Raw genomic sequence first — 20,729 nt, 5'->3', positions numbered from 1 at the left:
TCCCGTACACTATCATGTTTTTATACAATTGATATTGTATAAACGCGCCAACCTCTAACAAGGAAAGTAGCCATTGAAAGAAAATACAAATGCAGTTTCTGGTGTTTTACACCACATAACGAGTAAGCAAAATTATGATTTGCGAAGGTACTTTCCTGAGCCATATTTAGCTGATTTAATAGAGCAGTTTTGGATAGTTGACTGGGATTTGTGTAGTACCGCAACACACATACAGCAAAACCTACCGGACCCAAATTTTCACTTGGTTATCGAGAAGGGCGGGATCAAGGTGCTAGGGCCTGTCAGTAAAGTATATACATATACAATGCGTGGTAAGGGACGGGTAATTGGCACAAAGTTTAATATTGGCATGCTTACTCCACTGCTTAAAAACGCTCCTGATTATTATCTAGATAGAGAATGCACATTGACTGAAGTGTTTCGTGCTGGAATTGAAAAAGAGTTACAGACTCTGTTCTTCATGCACAGTGATGCCGATATAGTTGATGCATTACATACATTTCTGCGTGATTATGGAAGTCCTGTCTCTCGCTCACAAGCCCAAGTAATTGAAATATTTAATCTAATTAAGAATGACGGGACTATATTTTCTGTGGAAGAGTTGTCTGCCAAGGCAGATCTCTCAAAGCGTTCTATTCAACGTCTTTTTGGTAAATATATAGGTTTGAGCCCGAAATGGTTGATTAGAAAATACCGCTTACACCATGTGTTGCAAGTACTAGAAAATAAAGAAGCTAATATTCAAGACGTTGTTGCGCTGCTCGAATATACCGATCAATCTCATCTGATCCGTGATTTCAAAGAAATCATTGGAACGACGCCAGGTAAGTACATGACGTGACAGCACACGTAGTTCGATGTGTATGTACATGTACTCGTGTTAAATGTCACATCGAAGTTAGTGAAAAAGTGAGTTGGTTAAAGCAAGGCTATCTAATTCTGAACTCAAATCAGGTTTTTACGAATCAAAATTACAATTCTAATATTATGATTAATAAACTTATTTTGTTGTTTTTATGATTTTTGGCTGACAAATTTGCTCGTCTATATCTTTGCCAAAAACTTTTGGTGTATTGTTTTATCAAACACAAACTATGTGACAGTCAAAGTTGATGTTACTTAGCACAAGAAATCGATTCGTTAGTTTAGCTTTTTTCACATAATAATAGAGGTTAGGAAGCAAAATGAAGATAGCATACGCGTTACTAATTTTATTAAGTTCTTTCTTTTCATCCGTCAAAGCCATTGAATCAGTGAGCTTGACGCCGAGTGAATTAAAAAAAGCGGTCAACTTGATTAATGGACTACAAAATAAAATCTTGATGTCGGGCTCACAGATCAGTGATGTCGACACACTGTTTTCTCATTACACGGAAGACTTTGTGTATATCCATGAAGTATATGGTGGAACATATACACGTCAGCACCTTTATAGTAATTATGTTAAATTCCTTAAGGCAGGTGATTACCAGCGCAAAGATGACAGGTATAAGGTTACCGCGATGATTGCCGGGCACAATGCCATATCCGTAGAAAGGCAAGAAATATATGAAGGTGAAATTGTAAAGCACTTATCGGTATTCGAATTTAAGGGTCACAAAGTGTCAAAAATAATCGAGTATTGGAAGTAATCAAAACAAACTTCCAATCAGTCTAGTGCTTGCATACTTAGTACGTTGAACTTCCACTTTTTATATAAATATATAGATGATTGGTTATGGCGTTTGTGTAGTTTATGTTACCGAGTAGAGGAAGTGCTCATCACATATTTGGACTAATTATTTGCCTGACAGACTCAGTGTGTCTGATTGCATATAAACATGAATTTAGGTGAAAGCGTAAAATTTATTTGAAAACCTGGTTTATATGGTATATGCCTTGATGGTTTTGTGGTGTAAATTTCAGCTTATTGTGATAATTTTCCATTTTTATTAGCCGGAATTTAAAGGTGTGCTATTTTAACTTGTTGTGGTTTTTATTGAATTAATATTTCTTTATATTCATGTTCTTGTTCTTAATGTTGTTGTTTAAATGTTTTTAACGTCCGTGTTTAATTTAATGTTTTTTAATTGTGTTGGTTTTTACGGCGGTTGAAAAAGGTGCTCATGAAAAGTTGTTTATTTATTGTTGTTTATATTTTAGGGTTTTTTGTAGCTGTTAATTAAGTGTTTTGTTGTTTTTTTTAAACTGGTTTTGTCCAATCTCTTCGTTTTATATTTCCAAACTTACCTTAATAAAATTTCGCCGTAGCGAGCGTTTTGAATTATTACTGGAACGTGTGTGCAAAGTAAAATTGGCAGCATAAACCTAATGGCTGAGTTGTTAAAAATCCCTGGGGTCTATAGGTTATAGGAAAGCCATCTTGGGAAGAGGCTATGTGGTGAGCTTGGTTTTGACTATGTTTTGTTTCCATGATAGTTAGCTAATAGGCTTGGGTTCTATTTACTTTATGAGTGGGCTCTAAATTTAACGCAACTTCCTCTTTTGGGTACGTTATTTAATTGCAACGATTTTAAGGGTGAAAAATCGCTCATTTATTTCTTCTCTTATTTTTTTGAGTGTTATTTTTCACATTATTAATATGTTTATTTTTCGCCAGTTTTTTAGGGTATTATTTTTCTGTTTTGGATTTATTTTAAATGTCCACTTGAGGTTTTTAATTTGTTAAATTAGTCTTTTCTTTAAATTTACTTTGGTTGATTTTGTGTTTACATGGTTTTTTGTATGTAAGCTCATGATATTTAACCCACCAACGGATATGGATGATGAAAAGTATGTTTAAAAGGAAGGCGTTATTTTATTTAATAGTTTCACTGGTAAGTTTATGTTCCAATTTTGCAAATTCAAATTTTGAAGGAGAATTTGAGCAAGCCTATGCACCTGTTTTTCTTGGCAACGTAACTCGTTTTACTCCGATTGACCTTAAACCAGATGCTGTTATCAAGTTGTCTAGTAAGGCAGAAAATGGCTACACAAGCCTTGCCTGGATACCTTCGCCTCAGGCTGAATACTACAAGATCTTAAAGTTTGACGGCAGTGATTGGCGGGTTGTCTCTTCGAATGTAACCACAAGCTTTTATAGATATCGAGGTTCAGGAAGCTTTAGAGTTGTTGCTTGTCATAGGTATGGATGCGCATCAAATGATATCGACAATGTTGATGTTTCAGGTGAGCTGGCAATTAAAGCATTTTATGCGGAAGAAGGAAGCGTTGTACCTGCTGGAGGTGCTGTACGGGTTGGCTGGCAGTTATCTGGAGCTACCAGTGCTGTCATTACGCACTCACAATATGGCTCACACACCTCAAAATCAATTGTTTCTTTAGGAGCAAGCTCTCAACTTTTTAATATTCAAGGCGACTCTCGTTTTACTTTGACGGCAACCGGTTTTGATGGCGAATCGGTATCGACATATGTCAATGTCGCTACATTAAGAGAAAACCCATTTTTGAAAAAAGGGCGTCAAAGCCAATACACTCAGCCTTTGCTTGATCTTAATCTGGATATAGTGGAGCGTACGATATTGCAAAGTGAGCACCACCTCGTTTTTTCTACCCATGATGGGGAGCTGTATTTTTTCAGAGCAAATAAGATAAGAGGAAAGCCTGTTTCTTGGCAAAAGGAATGGTCGCTGACTTTGGATGGCATTATCAATAGTGCACCAAAAATCACTGAAAATTATCTGTATTACAACGAGACAAACTCGCAAAGCATGGGACGCGTCTGTAAAGTTCGACTTTTCGATAAGCAAAATTTGACCTGTTCTCAATATTACCATAGTGCACTGCTAACAAGCCCATTGATCATCAATAATGATGGCGATTACACAGCAAAGTTTGTGGAATCTTTAGCAGAAGGAGGCGGCAGAGTCAGCGGAGTTTACGCTTTTTATTACAATGGCGACGTCCGCGTGTTTGATCAGCAAAGCATGTTACCAAAAACACAAAGCTTCACGTTGGCGGATAATTTAACTCAGCCCATCATCAGCACCCCTTCGTTATTTCTCAATAAAAAGAAGATCCCAGGGCTTGACGCACAAATATTGATAAAAGAGCAAAATGAGGTTCTCGGTGTTGCAATCCCTAAATCGGATGCTCAACAGTTTCAAAGTTTTGGCGTACTTGCAATTGGTCAACAGGACGCACTAAAACCAATGACGGTTCTATGGAAAGGAGCACTATAGAATGAAAAGTATACTGGTTAAAAAATTACTTTTGTTTATTGCACTCATAGCAATTGGAGGGGTTTCAACCTTTGCGACTGCCGGTAAATGTACAAATGCGACAGATCTGTCATTTGAAAACAATTCTAGTCAATCTCTTCATATCCGCCTGACCAATATGGAAGGAGATGAATTTACTGAACAAAGGAATCAACGCGGATTTAGCCGAATAGGCATGGTCAAAGTTGGCTCTACTGCATACTCAGGTTCCAATTGGATAGGTGGGGCTGAGTTGACGAGTCATGAATCTTACATGCCTTATATTGAGCTAAAAAATCTCCCTTCTACTGGCACGCACACAGTAACTGTGGATGTTGTATCTTTTACGAAAAACTGCGCAAGTGCTGGTCGTGAGCGAGAGCTAGAGCGCAATTGTGACTATGCCGAGCACATACACAGTTGCACTATGGATGTAACCTACAAAGAGAAGACCCTACCTTATTTCATTCAAAAATCACATGATGATAAATTCAAGAACGAAGCATTCAGTGTTAAATTCACAGCAAGAGATTCTGGTCGTGATCTCACAAATGTAATCATTAAAAAAGATCACCGCATATTGAAGACATGCAGCCACAGTGGGGGAGCCCACAGCCTCGATTGCAATATCAATTATTCTATAGGGTCATTGCCAGTAGGTGGGCATTCTTGGACCGCAATTGCCACTGATAAATACAATAATACTCGGTCTAAGACGGTCGCATTTAATATAATTGAGCCTAATTCAGCTCCGGTTATTTCCGATATTATTATCAGTAATAATCGCAAACTACAGCCTGGCGAAGATGCGCTGGTATCTTTTAAGATCACTGATGCAGATAGTCAAACCTATAACCAAATGATTTTGAGCACTTTTACGATCAATGGTTCAAGCTATAGGTCGGCAAATAACTGTACTCTCACCAGGCGCGAAATTACATGCACCGATTTGCCTATAGCGGCAACACCAAGCTCAAATAATGGTGGCTTTCCTATAACTGTGCGTGTCATGGATGGCCCAAATGAGGATGCGCCATATGAAGCTGTGTCTAGTACTGCAACTGTGATTTTTAATTATGCGCCCAATGCGCGCTTTAATGCTTTGCCTGATTCGGTATTTAAAGATGAGCCCGTCAATGTAATAGCAACCGTCAGTGACGATAGTGGAGTGCAACTCGTTAACATATGTTTAAACCCTAAAGGGCAATCAGCCCCAGTGGTTGCGGCGTGCTCTAAACTCCTTAAAAAGTGTCAATACTCCGACCCTTTGCCTGCAAACACGGAATGCTTGGCTGATTTCACCTATGCAGAGCTTGCCGAAAACTATGATATTAGCAATTCAAACGAATGGTACATTTCGTTGCAGGCAAAAGATAAAGAAGGCCTAGGTTTGTCAACAGCGATAAATCACTTACTTGTTTTTAGAGATAGGTTTAATTTTGCGGCGTCAAAGATTGTTAAGGATCCGAATAATCCACTGGAAGCTTTTTTGGTTGGTGACGTAGTGACGGCCAAAGTTAAAGTGGCTGCCTTTTCTAGTCAATCCGAGAAATTAACAGCTTTGCATCTCACCAGTAGTAATGAGAGCCAAGCAGTGTCGACTTCTCCATCCATGGATATTTCTTTACCGCAAGCAAGCTCGGAGCAAGAAGCACAAGAGGTCAGCATCTCTTGGCAAGCAATGTCAGCAGGAGATCACGCAATAATGCTGACACTCACGGACAATACAGGCAGCTCAATCACAAAGAAATTAGATGACATTTTGGTTAAATACCCAACGCCAGCTAAACCCACCAGGCCAAAACTTCAAATCAATGCAATTGAAAACGGGTATGAGCTTTCAGTTAGTGATTACAATCATACAAAAGAATTCATTGTCAATGCCTACTTAGGAGACAGTACTAACCCACACCAGACTCGACTAATAAAAGTAAATGGAATTACAACAACCGATACTTTTTATACATCTACACAAATGCATGGGCAACTTTTGACCTATAAAGTGACGGGGGTTAACTACGATGACAGAAACCCCACGCATAAAATTGAGGGTGATACACAAGAGCAAAGCATTGAGATTGATCACCCAATTCAAAATCCGATGCCCCCGAAATTCAATGAACTAGCAAGGCAAATGGGAGGGCGGTACACGCTAATATGGCCTGATAACAGTGACGGTGTGACCAGCTATTACAAGGTTATATCGTGGCGAGGATTACCAAGTGATAAAACCAAAAACCCTAATTACGAATCAGAAAAATTGACTACAAGGCAGTTTCCTGTGTCAGTTTTGGAACAAGGGCGAGTTACTTATGAGTTGGTCGCTTGTAACGCGATGGATTTGTGTACCGCAGGGCAACAAAAAACTATCGAACATATGGCACCAATATTACGGTCTATCGATGGACTGGATAAGCTAAAGCCAAATTGTGACCAAGAAGTGATCCTGAGTTTTTCAGGTTTGTTTTTAGGTGGCAGGGACAGCAAAATAACAGTCAGGATCCGGGCAACGGGGGAGCTGATTGAAATAACAAAAAACAGCTTTAGCAATCATGTTGTCACAGCCAAGGCTGACCAAAAAATATGTACCGGATTACAACCGGGTGGACTAAACGTGTATGTCTCCAATGGCGTCAGTAAAAATGGCAAGATTTTGGAGAGTATCTATGTTGTTGATTCTACAGATGTTGACGGGCAACCTGATCTGCTAGATAGTCAAATGACCATTAGCGACAACGGTTATCTCTATGTCGGCAGAGAGACAGGACTCGCAGGTTACAGTACACACGGAAATACATTGACTAAGTTGTGGCTATTCGAACCTGAAACCCACAACAGTGGCCGCGCTGATATACCAGCCAAAGTGACTGCCCGGCCATTGGTCGAAAGCGTATCTATAAACGATCATATTTATTTTGGCTCGGAAAATCATCAATTTTACAAATTGCGACATAGGCCTAATGAGCATAACGGGTCGCTGAGGAAAGTGCAGGACTGGTTATTTACATCTAAAGGTCCCATCGTGGCGCCCGCCCAGTTAGATCAGGACGGAAATTTGTATGTAGGCTCGATGGATAGCAGTCTGTATTCACTAGATAAAGAGTCTGGTCAAGTGCAGTGGCAGTATAATTTTCCTTCGGGAGTCAATCACCAAGTCGATGTTGCAGCTGGCGGGCAAATCTACGTCAAAACTGCAGATGGTGAGCTGCATGTTATTGATAGGCGGCTGCTCTCTGCCAATGCCATAAAGTGGCAAGAGCTAGGTATATTGTATGACGCATTTAGAGAGCACATTGACGAATGGGAAAATAGTCACTGGCAACCAAATCAAGAGCATACAAAAGTAGTCGGATTGACAAAAGCGATGCTGATACTGTTGCAGCGCTCCCCAAGCAAAGAGCAACTCAGCTTGCTGGCTTACCTTTATGAGATAGGTTATTCATTCAACGAGATCATCAGTGCGCTTATAAATGCAAACCCTGAATTGGCCAATACTGATGATATTAATTTTATCAACACATTGTTTAAATACTTTATTGGTGAACTGACTGGTAACGACGTACTTGGAGGGAATAGTCCGGCGTATTGGGTCGAGCGGTTACAAAATGGATCTACTCGTGCAGAAGTCTTTGTTGAGTTATTGCGCGCAGGAGCCGCTAGAGAGCAGTACAACACGGCAGCGTATAGCTTACTGTATTACTTTTATGATTTTTGTTTACTATCACACAGCTGCGATTATGACTATGACTCTGATGCAGATGGTCTGAGCAATCAAGTGGAAATTGAACTTGGTACGAATCCTGTCGATCCGAGCGATGGCCTGAGTGCTCCATCATTGTCACTCATAAAACAAGGAACTGAGACCATTGAACTTACGGTGTCTTCAACTGGATTGGCTGAAGTGTATGAATTGTATGTGTCGAAGCATAATCAGAATTACTATCGTGCTGAAGTCATTGCGGCAAAAAGTGCATTAGATGGCCCCGTTTTTGGAGACACCACTTATTGGGCAAAGCAATATGAAAATGGGGAATATCGATTTAAAGTAAAAGCATGTGTACGCGTCGTCTTAAAAAACAACCCAAGAGTACTTCACTGCAGCAACAACTTTTCTAATGAAGTGAGTGAAGTAATATACGACAGCACGCAAACGGCGCCACTGAGTATTTCTATTCCCTTTGAGCAGGCAGAAAACGATGCGCCTAGCATGGAGGTGCTGTTGGAGCATGCGCGCCTATCCCCAACGCTGGGCAGTTTCAGAGTCAGTGAGTCTGGTTCGGCGACCTACACTATTCCCATTGAATTACCGGCAGGCATTACTGGGGTAAAACCGTCAGTCAGTCTCGACTATAATTCTCAGACATCACGTACAAACATTGCACTTGGGTGGAGCTTAAATGCGGCCTCAAGTATCAGTCGGTGTCGCCAAACTAAAGCGCATGATGGTCAATTTAAAGGGTTGACCCTAAGTGATGAAGATCGATACTGCTTAGATGGTCAGCGTCTGATAAGGCGTGACGATAATGAGTATATTGAAGGTTTCGATACCCTTGCTACTTTTGAAACCGAAATCAAAAGCCATCAAGTTATCATTTTGACCACCAGCCCAGAAACGGACTCAAACATGTTTGTCGTAAGAGGCAAAGATGGTTCTTACAAATATTTTGGCGGCACCGCCAACAGTGAAGTGAGTATTACAGATGAAGATGAACAAAAGCATACGCTGACTTGGTTACTTGAAAAGGCGACGGACAACCTTCAAAAGGACGCAACGTCAATCAAATACGTGTACACAAGAGATGGTTCTTTAGGAAAGAACGAGAAGGTATTAAGCAAAATAGAGTACAGTGGTAATACCGTCGAGTTTCTTTATTCTCGTACTGATGTATACCACTCGAGTTACATTGATGGCGTTAAAATAGAACAAGCGGCTTATCTAGATGACATTATTGTCAAAAACCACGACGGATTTGTGTTGCGTGAATATTCGCCCACATTTAGTGAGCAGAGTAAAGGTATACGTTTACTGAATAAGGTTGCTGAGTGCCGCAATAAAGTTTGTAAGCGACCGATTTATTTTGATTACACGCCTTTTGCGGATGAATTAAGTTACAAATCACACTCGGAGATTTTTTCAACAGCTGGTAGCAATAAACTGGCTGCGATGACCTTAATTGATACCCAAGGCGACGGTACAGCAGAAGTGGCAACACTTGAAAAGATTGGAGACAAACGTTACGCATTGTGTTTCTGGGAAGGTAGTACATTTGAAGAGCCTAACAGAGTCGCGTGTCGGGATATTTATCGTTTTGACAATGCAGAGTCGGTCAATGTGCAAGTGGTGGATGCCAATGGAGATGGCAAACAGTCATTGTGGATCAGCCTGCAGAGCAGCTACAACGGTAGTCAGACAGCCAATGACGATTATTGGACCAGTGCAACCGTAAATACAAGTAGTATCGATTTAACGTCGTTGCCATTGTCAGACAGCTATGGGCCATTTGTTAAAAATAGTCAGTTTGCTGATTTTAATGGGGATGGCTATGCTGATCTTATCTTCCAACAAAAAGAAGTGACACTGCCAAGAATTAATAAATGGCATGGGGAGTTCAGTGATAACAATGACATTTTCGTCGCTTTGTTTGACCCAAACGCAGACGAGTTTTTACTGCCCAATAAGGTATATTCAAACCTTTCAGATCACCAGTTTCAATTGGCCAAAAAAAATAAACAGTGGTATGCCATGGATGCTAACTTTGATGGATTGGCAGACATCATTTCACTGTCTTGCTCTAACGCCAATTGTGATGAAGATAAAGCGAGCCACATTTATATTCATCTAAATCAAGGGTTGTCACATACTGGCTTTTTAAACCCGTTTGACTCGGGTATTTTCAGCCAAGGTACGGCTAAGGATATAGAGCATCTGACTCCAGCCGATGTCAATGGTGATGGGTTGGTTGATTTTATCTATTTAAAAACGGAATTAAGTAGCGATAATCTAAAGGGGTGGAGAGTTGCGCTAAACAAGTCAAGTGAACGAATTTGGTTTGAGGATAAGCACTTCGCTTGGGCGAAAACACTGCCTGAACATGATGGCAAGATCAGTAGTAAAATTGCCCCATTGGTCATGGATGTCAATAAAGATGGCCAAATTGAGCTCTACTTCCCAACAGAGCTTTCCGCTTCTAACTCTTCTTTCTGGACCCAGTTCGTATGGCAACAAGATGAAGAAAAATTTGTAAAGGCTCACTGGCAAAATACTTTTAATACGCCAGATGTGCACTTCGAGCAAGGCGATTATGCTTTCTTTAGCGATTACAACCAAGATGGCGTGCCTGACTTGTTGTTCAAAACCGGTAACCGTGTATTGGTGAAATACAATTTGGAGCAGTCACCATATGAAGGAACACTATCAAAGGTTACTCAAGGGTATGGAAATAAAACCCGCATACGCTACGCATTAATGTCTGATGAGAGTGTGTACAAACCGTTTTCTTCAGCGAATGAACAGTCTGATTTTGCAGAAGATAAGCAGGATTATAGCGCTTTTGAGCATCAGGGTTTAAAAGTTTCCTCTATCAATGGCGGGGCAATGGCATTGGTTGCAGCAGTGGAGACTGACAGCCCTAGCTCTGCAAATGACACACTCACAAGCTCTATAGCGTACTCTTATGAAGGTGCGCAAGTGCAATTTGGTGGTCGCGGTATGTTAGGTTTTAAATCATTAACCACTACGCACGTGAAAAGCGGACATAGATTTACCACGACGACACGTTATCACCAAGCATTTCCGTTAACGGGCATGCCGGCCAGAACTATCAAAGCATATGATGGCACAGTGATCAGCAGTGCGGTCAACACTTATGCCATACAACCTAGCAATTATAGCTCGGGTACTGCCTACCATGTTTACAATCAGATTGCGAAAGAGTGTAACAGCATACTCAATTTAAATATGAGTCCGGATATTGGTGCTAACCAGTGCTCGAGCACAGAGACAACACAAGATACCTTTGGTAACGTAACTACAATTCGAGTGAATCGATTATCTGGCAGCCCTTCGCGTTTAAACTCAGATTACTCTAATCATCAAACTTGGCAAGATATAGATAGCTTGGATATCAATTCATCTATATCTAGTGTTTTTACAAGTAACGTATATGGTCAAAGTGATAACGATAAAAAACTAGGTCGTCTGTCACAATCGACAGTAACCCATTCTGCTGTTGGGAGTGACCATACTCTGAAGACCAATTTTACTTATTACGAGGCGAACCACGACAATGCATATATGCTTGAAAATGAGATCATTGCACAAGGTATGGGTTGTGAGTTAGAGCTGACAACGCACTATAAATATGATTCGCGCGGCAATCAAGTAAGCACAATGACGACAAATTCTGGTTGTGAAGGGGACGACAGAAAAACCAGAGAAACTGAAACTACATATACATCAGAAGGCAGGTATCGTCTTACCACCAAGCAAAAAGTGAATAAGGATAAGAAAGATTTATGGACTAAGGGGAGTGAAGTAATAGATCGAAATGCTTTTGGACAGGCTACAACAGTTAAGACAGTAGATGGCGTGGTAATTAAAACGCTTTACGACGTATTTGGAGGAAAGGTTGGTACATATAGTGCGTCAGGTGCACAGAGCTACCGCTATTTATCAACCTGCTATGACAGTGATATTTGTGTCGTCCAGTCAAACAAAATAGTCAATGGTGAGCTGGTAGAAAAGCAGTTCCTAGATAGGTTAGGGCGGGTATACAAAACCAGTACCTTGACTGTGCTTGGTACTTGGTTAGACACAAAGGTTGAATATGATCGCTACGGCAGAGCGGTGAAGCAAAAACAACCAGGTAGTGCAGGTGTGAGCACCCGATACGATGCGTTTGATCGAGTTCAGTCAATGACAGATCATGATAGTTATGTGACAACGACGTATTATCAAAATGAGTTGACTCAAACAGTCGAACTGAGTGGCTTGGGTGTCTCTACAGGAAGGCAAACAACCGTAACCGTGAACAATGTATTGGGTCAAGTTGATTCTGTTACTGATCCTATGGGGAACACGCTTAAATACACTTATGATAGTCGAGGCAATCAACTGAGCGTGCGCTCATCGGCAGATGGTGATGCTGTTTTACTCAACCAGACATATGATTTATTGGGTCGTAAGATCGCTGTTTCGGATATAAATAGCGGCAACTGGACATATGAATACAATGCCTTTGGCGAATTAACAAAGCAAACCGATGCACGAGGTGTGGCTACGAATTCACGCTATGACCTATTAGGAAGAAAAGTAAGGCAGTGGCAGAGCGCACCCAGTAATACAGCAGCGAGTAGAGAAGCGACCGAGTCAGCCTACATTGAGCAAAATGACATCGTTTATGAAGGTGAAAGCACTTGGCTCTTTGGTGACCAAGAGCATAACGTGCATCAGTTGCAGTCTGCTACACAGGGTGATGAATGGTCACAGTATTACTATTACGATACTTTTGGCCGCACAGCTGCAACATTGACAGCCTTGGAAACGCAACAGTGCGACGGCGAAGTCGTGTTTAATCCACGTTTAAATGATTTACGTATCAAGAAGGATACGAGTAACAAGCAAACCCAAAAAGTAGACTTAACAGACCCACTTTCTTCTCTGTGTGTGATCCAACAATTTGCTTATGATGAATTTGGCCGGGTGAGCTTACAATTCGATGATTATCGTAGACTTGAAAGTGGCCAGTTTATTGATGCAAGGGGTATTAGAAACACCTATAAGAATGGCCTAGTTATCGCCAAGCATGAAGCGCGTGAAGGCCAGTATGGCCAACGCTATTATAAGGTTCAAACCCTTAATAGCCGTGGACAAGTGACTGGTTATAAAAAAGGCGATGTGCTCATGTCAGTGTCATACGACCGTAAAGGCATGGTGAAAACTATTTCGAGTACAGACTATAGTTATATTCAAGCAGATTCTTATCACTTTGATGGCCTTGGTAATTTACTAAGCCGTGCGCAATTAATGCTGCCTGAGCAGAGCTATGAGTATGACTTGCTCAATCGGGTGACACATATCCAGAGTAAAAAAGTGTTTGGCTATAGTGCCAGTGGCAATTTAATTGAAAAGGCAGACTTTACAGCTTATACGCAGAGCAATGGCGTATGTAATCGGGTTTACCGTCAATGGTCCCAAACGTATGGGGAAGGAGAAGCGCCACAACATGCCATTACCAGCCGCCAATATAACACAGCCAACATAGAAGATAGTTGTGGCAATGTGAACCCCATTATAATTCCGCCAATAGATGTAGAGCCACCTATTGATATCGGCCCACCGGGTGATCGCGAATCTGATGGCCAGCCAAATGTCCAAAGTGTGGATGAGCGAACAGTAATAGAGCGATTCAGCTATGATAAAAATGGCAATCAGACTAATCTTTATATAGACAATGCGTTATATCGTAGCGTTGCATATACGGGCAGAAATAAAGCAGCCAAATTGAATGTAAATGGCAAATTGGTGCGCTTTAATTATGATGTGAATAACCGCCGTTACAAGCGTGAGGATGACAACCAAACCATATACTACGTGGGTGCACTAGAGCTGACGGTTCGCTCGACAGAAGGTGGCGACACTGCTTTTGTCAAACGCTACATTGGCAACGACGCTCAACAAAAGTACTTTATGAACGGTAACAGTGCGCTGCAATGGATGTTTACGGACCACCAAGGGTCAATAATTGCGGTGACGAACAGAAATTACGAGTTACTAGCCCGGTATTCATACGATGTATTTGGAGCGCAAAAGTCACATGGTGCGATAAATGAAACAGATGCGCTCAACTTTACCAGTGCGCAAAGAATATTTGACGTGGTGTCAGATAACTTTAGAGGCTACACGGGTCATGAACCGGTAAAAATAGGTGATGACAGCCGCATCATTCATATGAATGGTCGGATCTACGATGTAGATACTGGTAGGTTTATGCAGGCGGATCCATTTGTGCAAGCGCCGAGTAATTTGCAGAACTATAACCGATACAGTTATGTGTTGAATAATCCGTTGAGTTATACAGATCCGAGTGGGTATTGGTTTAAGAAGTTATTAAAAGGAGCGATGAAGGCAACTGGAACTTGGCAGTTACTTCGGTCAATTAGCCAAGTATCTTGGCTTAATAGTATGATTAATATAGGGTTAAACTTTATTCTAGGGTGTCAGGCTTGGTGCTCGGCAGCTTACAGTGCGGCTTCGACATTTGCTGTTACAGGCAGCCTGAATAAAGGCTTATTGGCAGGCTTCTCAGCTGCTGCCATGCCAGGTGGAGAAGGTATTGGAGCGATTGCTGCTAGTGCAATGATTGGTGGTGCGACTTCTAAGCTAATGGGGGGAAATTTTGGTCATGGCTTCTTTTCCGCAGGATTAGGCGCTGCCGCAGGTGGAGTTGGTAGAGGAATTCGGAATCCAGTTGGTCAGGTTTTAGTCGGTGCTATTGTTGGAGGTACAGTTTCAAAAGTGACCGGCGGAAAGTTTGCCAATGGCGCGTTTAATGCTGCTTTTTCTGCGGCGTTAAGGGCGGATTGGAGAGCTCAAGGTTCGAAGGGCAACAGCAATGGAAGAACCGGCTCTGTTTGTTCTGCTAATCCGATTAATATTTCCACAGGTGAAAAGTACTTCACTATGCGAGACTATCAAGCGGCAGGAAATAGCCGACTTAAGTTCGAGCGATATTACTTTAGTTACTCTAAGACTAAATCTAGCCTGGGAATAGGTTGGAGCCATAATTTTGACAGAAAGCTTGAGTTCATCAAAGGCAATAAGCAGCTTGTTAGGTACTTGGGTTTAAATAAGAGAGAGCGAACCTTTAGTCGCAAAAATAGCAAACATGATTCTTATGAGAATACAGCAAATAGCTCAGAGCATTTACAGCAAATCGATCGCGGTTGGGTATTAACGTTAGCTGACGGAACAACAGAGATCTTTAATGAACATGGGCTTTTGATTGAAGTTCACGAGGTAGGCTTGTATCAACAGTTTTTGAAGTACAACAACAAAGGTATGTTGACTTCAGTAACAGACAGTATGGGTGTAGAAGTCCACCTAGAATATAATCTTGCAGGTTTACTGACTAAGTTAGAAACACCTGAAGGTACGTTTGAATATGAGTACAACTTGGCTAATCGAACGTTAGTAAAAGCGTTGCGACCAGCCAGCCGGGATGGCGAACGTGGCTACAAAAAATATCATTACGGAAACTATGAGTATAGATCTGCCATTACTCATATAAGTAATGAAAAAGGGAATATTCTTCATAGAGTGAGATATGATGATAATGGAAGAGCTGTTTCCAGCGCGTTAGGCAGTGACATTGAGAAAGTAAACATCAGGTTTTTGCCCAACAACCAGAGTATTGTTACAAACTCGCTAGGTTTTAAAACGACCTATACATTCAATGAGAGTAATCAGCCATTAAATGTAGCTGGAGATGGTGGTACCAGTTGTCTGTCTACTAATCAGCAATATGAATATGATAGCCGTGGAAATGTCATAAAAAGTACAGACTGGAACGGCGTAGTAACCACATATTCGTACAATGACAGAGATTTGGAGATCAGCAGGACGGAAGCGTTAGGGATAGATATTGAACGAACGACTTTAACGGAATGGCATGATTTGTACCCGATAAAGAAATTAATCCAAACAGAGAAAGCTAAGCAAGTGTTTGAATATTCGGATTCAGGTTTACTGTTGAGTCATACAACATTCGATTTGACTGCAGAGCAAAGCTGGTTGCAAAATCTGATGGAAGTATTTCCGAGTCGTACGACTCACTATGATTACAACTCAAGAGGTTTAGTTGTTGAAGTCGATGGACCGCGTACGGATGTTGCTGACGTTACGACGTACGAATATGATGAGTTGGGTAACCAGATTTCAGTAACGAATGCCCTAGGACATAAAACTGAAGTGACTAAACACAATCCATCCGGGCGTCCTTTAGTAATTACTCACGCGAATGGTTCTATGACTGAGCTTACTTATAACGAGAGTGGCTGGGTCAGTAGCAAAACAAAAGTTACATCTGTTGATGCCAAAGTTGTAAAAGCTACCACATTCTATGAGTATGCCAATAGTGGTGACAATCTAGAGCAAGGCCTGGTCAAGCGTATTGTATATCCTAACGGCGGTGCAACAACATATACCTATGATGAAGCTTATCGAGTCAAAACCATTGGCAATCACCTAGGTGAAAAGGTTGAATATGTCAGAGACCTTGAAGGCAACCCAATTAAGACGAATGTGTTTAGTCACAGTGGTGAGCTAGTAAAGCAACAGCGACAACAGTTCAATGAACTGAGCCAATTAATTACATCAGTTGGAGTGAACTCCCAAGTTTCCTATCAGTACAATGGAAATGGGCAAGTGACAGCAACAACAAATGGTTTAGGTAACACGACACAGCACGCGTTTGATGCTTTAAATAGGTTAGTCCAAATAACAGATGCAGATGGTGGAATTTTTTATCAAACCTATGATCTTGAAGATCAGCTCACTCATTTCACGGATCAACGAGGTTTAACAACCGAATACCAATATAATGGGTTTGGTGAGAAAGTTAGGCAAGTGAGCCCAGATACGGGCACTACTGTCTATAAACATAACGCTGCGGGCTTAGTCATCGAAAAAGTTGACAACTCAGGACAGGTGGTTAGCTATGAATATGATGCAATTGGACGGGTCACTCATGTCCACTTTGTTGGTGCTGCTAATGAAGATATATTTTATCAGTATGATGAGCAGCTTTTCGATAGCGCGCAGCCTCCAGCGGTATCGGGTGCAATAGGAAAAGTAACACGCATTCTCGATAACAGTGGCGATAGCCAATACCAGTACAACGGACAAGGCTATCTAACTTCGAAAACCTACCAAATCGAAGGCAGACAATATAGCCAAGGCTTTAACTATAAAGATAATGGGCTGTTAGATTCTCAGGTTTATCCAAGTGGTATGGTTGTTAGCTATGGCTATGATGAGGCTGGACGGGTCAATACACTCTTTAGTAATTCACTTGCAGGCAACACAACCACCTTGGTTGAAAATGTAGACTACCTTCCGTTTTCGGAGCCTGAATTGATCTCTTATGGAAACGGTATTATGCAGCAAAACACTTATGATACAGATGGGCGAATGGAAGAGATCCTACTTAAAAACGGATTAAATACCTTGCTAAATCGCCATTATGTATATGACGAAGCAAACCAAATTACCAACATTCTTAATGTTAAAGATGATGTCCTTTCTGAGTATTTTGAATACGATAATCAGGGCAGGTTAACTTTTGCTTCAGGTGAATATGGCCAACTGAGCTACGATTATGACCAAGTTGGTAATAGGCTTAATCGCAGATGGTTGTCAAAATACAGTGAGTTGCTGGAAGACGAAAGTTACCAATATGCACTCAACAGTAATCAACTTGAGCAAGTTTTGCCGATTAGCAAACCTGAACGGGTGTTTGAGTACAATGTTAATGGCCAGACAACGGTGGATACCTTGAATGGCAAGTCACTTGTTTATAACGCAGCAAATCGGTTAAGTGAAATTACTTTTAGAGATGGTTCACAAGTACAGTATGTATACAACGCAAAAGGGCAGCGAGTTGCTAAGGTTCAGACTGCTTCCAACGGTGAGAAAACCACGACACATTACCACTTTGATCAAAATAATTTACTCATAGCGGAATCCAATGCGCAGGGAGAGCCACTTGTAGAATACATATATTTGAACAAGCAACGTGTTGCGAGTATCAGGTATATGGGCAGTTCTCATGTGGTTGACTACGTGCACAATGATCATTTAGGGTCACCGATGGTGCAAACTGATATCTCTGGTAAATTAACATGGCGAAGTAATACACTGCCATTTGGGCAAAGCTACAAAGTCACGGTGGCAGAGCAAGGCTTTGGATTCCCAGGCCAATATCATGATGTTGAATCTGGCTACAGTTACAATTATTTTAGAGATTATGATCCGAGTCTTGGGCGTTATATCCAGTCTGATCCTATTGGTTTGGCCGGTGGGGTGAATACATATGGGTATGTGCTAGGAAATCCAATTCAATCTTCGGATACTTGGGGGTTGTATGTTGATCCCGATTGGTATCATGGTGCTAGACCTGTAAAAGCTATGAACTTTGGCACGGCTGTCCACTCTCATGTAAATAGGCAGTTTAATCAAATGGGATACTCGGTAGAAGGAGCTGGCTTCGCTCGCTCATTTTTTGGGGGAGGTAGGCCTGATATTGTTGACCCAAGAACTTCTCAGGTATGGGAGATTAAGCCAATGTCTTATGGGGGAGGAACGGCTTATAATAAAGCTGTTTCACAAATCAATGGCTATGCAGACGCTAGCGGATTAAAAATCGGAAATAGTATAGATTTAGTAGGTGAGTACTTTGATGCAAATATAATGTTTTTTGATGGTGCTGCTTATCATATTGGGTTGTACCCATATACGAATGGGTTGGTTTTGTATGATGTTACAAAGTTAACAAATGAACAAGCGCTTGCGTATTATTATGCAATTGATCAAACAGCTAAGTCGACTATATTGGGCCATCAAAATAAAGAGGTTAATGCATGTCCTGTTTTTTAAGTGAGGAATCTTTCAATGTTCTTCTGATTTCACTTTTAAAGAATAAGCAAAATTTTAGGGATGAATTGGAATCTCTTGGTATTTGTGCGATAAATGAACTTGAAGAACAAGTGAAACTCAAGTTGGTAAGTAATAATGTTTCTGTCAAATGGAATGATTATTATATGCAATTGTCGGAAGCCTCCAAAGTAGAAATTGGTAAGGGTGAATACAAGTCTGACTACCTTGATTCACTACTCTCTCAGTGTAGGGAAAAGTTTGATGAGTCAGGAAATATTAATGACCTTGCATCGAATGAAGTTGATTTGTACTTTAAGCTCTGGTCAAGGCAGGACTTTAAAGGTTTCCAAGAGTGGAGAAGCTCTGTTTATTCTCATTATATCTTAAAGTTTGAGGAGGAAGCAAAGTCATTCTTTCATCAGAATGAAGCTTATAAAGATATAAAGGGGCTTAAGGCTCTAGCTAAGAGTTTTGTTAGTAATGTTGACTCGCTAAAAGGGTTTTATTATGATCAAAAAATGTCATCAAATAATCAGCTTTTCCTTTCTTTGGATATTGAAAATGACTTAAAGATAACATTTGGTTTTGTGACTAGAAAACAGTCTGATAGCTATAAAATAGAAAGTTTTATTGCATTGCTTCCTGCTTGGTGTAATAAAGGGGATATACAAAGCTATAAACGACTTTTTACACCCTTGTGGTGCTTTTTAAGCCCTCTTGTTAATCCTTTTGGGTTGCCATATGAATTGCTTGAAGATAAAGGTAATCTACCATACATGTTATATATTCATTTATCTTTGTTTATTATAATTAAAAATTCAGTTGATAGGGAAATATAAAAGACACCCAATCTAAAGCCCCAGGCACCCGCCGGGGCTTTTCTGTTTCTGGTCATATGTCTCCGATTTTTTGGTCACATCGGTTTGACCAGCGTGGTCGTATCCATCGACCTCGTGGTCCGCAGGGAGTGTGATATACAGATGTATATATCGCTTGATAGGAACAGGTAAGTCAGTAAAAAATAAACATGACACCCATTTATATTTTTACATAAATTCAAAAGGCGCCTATGCTTTAATCAAGGTTAAAGTTTAGGCGGCTTTATTTATGGCAATCGCACGCAAAAGGCAAGTTAGCTTGGTAGACACCAAGTACTATCACTGCATATCACGATGCGTAAGGCGCGCATATTTGTGTGGAGAGGATAAGTCCACTGGCAAGTCTTATGAACACAGAAGGGGGTGGGTTGAAGAGAAGCTATTGCAACTTGCTAAAGTGTTTTGTATCGATGTATGTGCCTATGCCGTGATGAGTAACCATACGCATATTGTTTTGTATGTTGATGATAAAAAAGCGAAACGACTAGATGATAAAAAAGCGAAACGACTAAACGATAAAGCCATTCTAATTCGTTGGCATAAACAGTTTAAAGGGACTTGGTTGACTCATAAGTTTATCAATGGCGAGCCACTGACCAACTCAGAGCGTTGTTTACTGTCAGAGTTAATAGACAAATACCGAACGAGACTAGCTGATATAAGCTGGTTTATGCGCACACTCAATGAAGATATCGCACGTAAAGCCAATAAAGAAGATGGCTGCACAGGCCGTTTTTGGGAAGGGCGTTTTAAATCACAAGCTTTGTTAGATGAAGCCGCGTTGGCAGCATGTTTAGCGTATGTTGATTTAAATCCAGTCAGAGCAAAAATGGCAGAGACGCCAGAAGAGTCAGACCACACCAGCATTAAAAAGCGTATTGAGACAGCAAAAGTAGGTAAACAGCCAAAGTCACTCATGCGATTTGCAGGCAACCCACGAAAGCACATGCCAAAGGGGTTACCGTTTGAATTTAAATA

6 protein-coding genes are annotated in these 20,729 nt (G+C 40.9%); all 6 read left to right on the top strand.

All coding sequences use genetic code 11. From position 1 onward, the window contains the following. The first annotated feature begins 73 nt into the window (after window positions 1-73). The gene (locus tag N483_RS20945; protein WP_023397755.1) at window positions 74-862 is read left to right on the top strand and encodes a helix-turn-helix transcriptional regulator; all 789 of its coding nucleotides are present in this window, start codon (window positions 74-76) and stop codon (window positions 860-862) included. Between the two features lie 343 nt (window positions 863-1,205). Next, complete coding sequence (locus N483_RS20940) at window positions 1,206-1,652, top strand: hypothetical protein (protein WP_023397754.1); 447 nt, start codon at window positions 1,206-1,208, stop codon at window positions 1,650-1,652. 1,143 nt (window positions 1,653-2,795) lie between these two features. Next, a complete protein-coding gene (locus tag N483_RS20935; RefSeq protein WP_155250713.1) occupies window positions 2,796-4,202 on the top strand; it encodes a hypothetical protein in 1,407 nt (468 codons plus the stop codon). Window position 4,203: 1 nt separating this feature from the next. After that, entirely contained in the window at window positions 4,204-18,873 is a 14,670-nt protein-coding gene (locus N483_RS20930) for an RHS repeat-associated core domain-containing protein (protein WP_023397752.1), read from the top strand. After that, entirely contained in the window at window positions 18,858-19,712 is an 855-nt protein-coding gene (locus tag N483_RS20925; protein WP_023397751.1) for a hypothetical protein, read from the top strand. The genes N483_RS20930 and N483_RS20925 overlap by 16 nt, the downstream gene beginning before the upstream one ends. 268 nt (window positions 19,713-19,980) lie before the next feature. Then, window positions 19,981-20,729 (top strand): transposase (locus N483_RS20920; protein WP_063383385.1); only part of this gene is annotated, 749 nt, incomplete at its 3' end.

Origin of the sequence: Pseudoalteromonas luteoviolacea NCIMB 1944, assembly GCF_001625565.1 — a bacterium.
Classification (GTDB): domain Bacteria; phylum Pseudomonadota; class Gammaproteobacteria; order Enterobacterales; family Alteromonadaceae; genus Pseudoalteromonas; species Pseudoalteromonas luteoviolacea_F.
Note: the sequence above shows the minus strand (reverse complement) of the source record. Positions and strands in the feature narration are given on the sequence as shown.

Coding starts and splice junctions, on each gene's coding strand:
- N483_RS20925 (WP_023397751.1), top strand. CDS start 18,858: ATGTCCTGTTTTTTAAGTGAGGAATCTTTCAATGTTCTTCTGATTTCA.
- N483_RS20935 (WP_155250713.1), top strand. CDS start 2,796: ATGTTTAAAAGGAAGGCGTTATTTTATTTAATAGTTTCACTGGTAAGT.
- N483_RS20940 (WP_023397754.1), top strand. CDS start 1,206: ATGAAGATAGCATACGCGTTACTAATTTTATTAAGTTCTTTCTTTTCA.
- N483_RS20930 (WP_023397752.1), top strand. CDS start 4,204: ATGAAAAGTATACTGGTTAAAAAATTACTTTTGTTTATTGCACTCATA.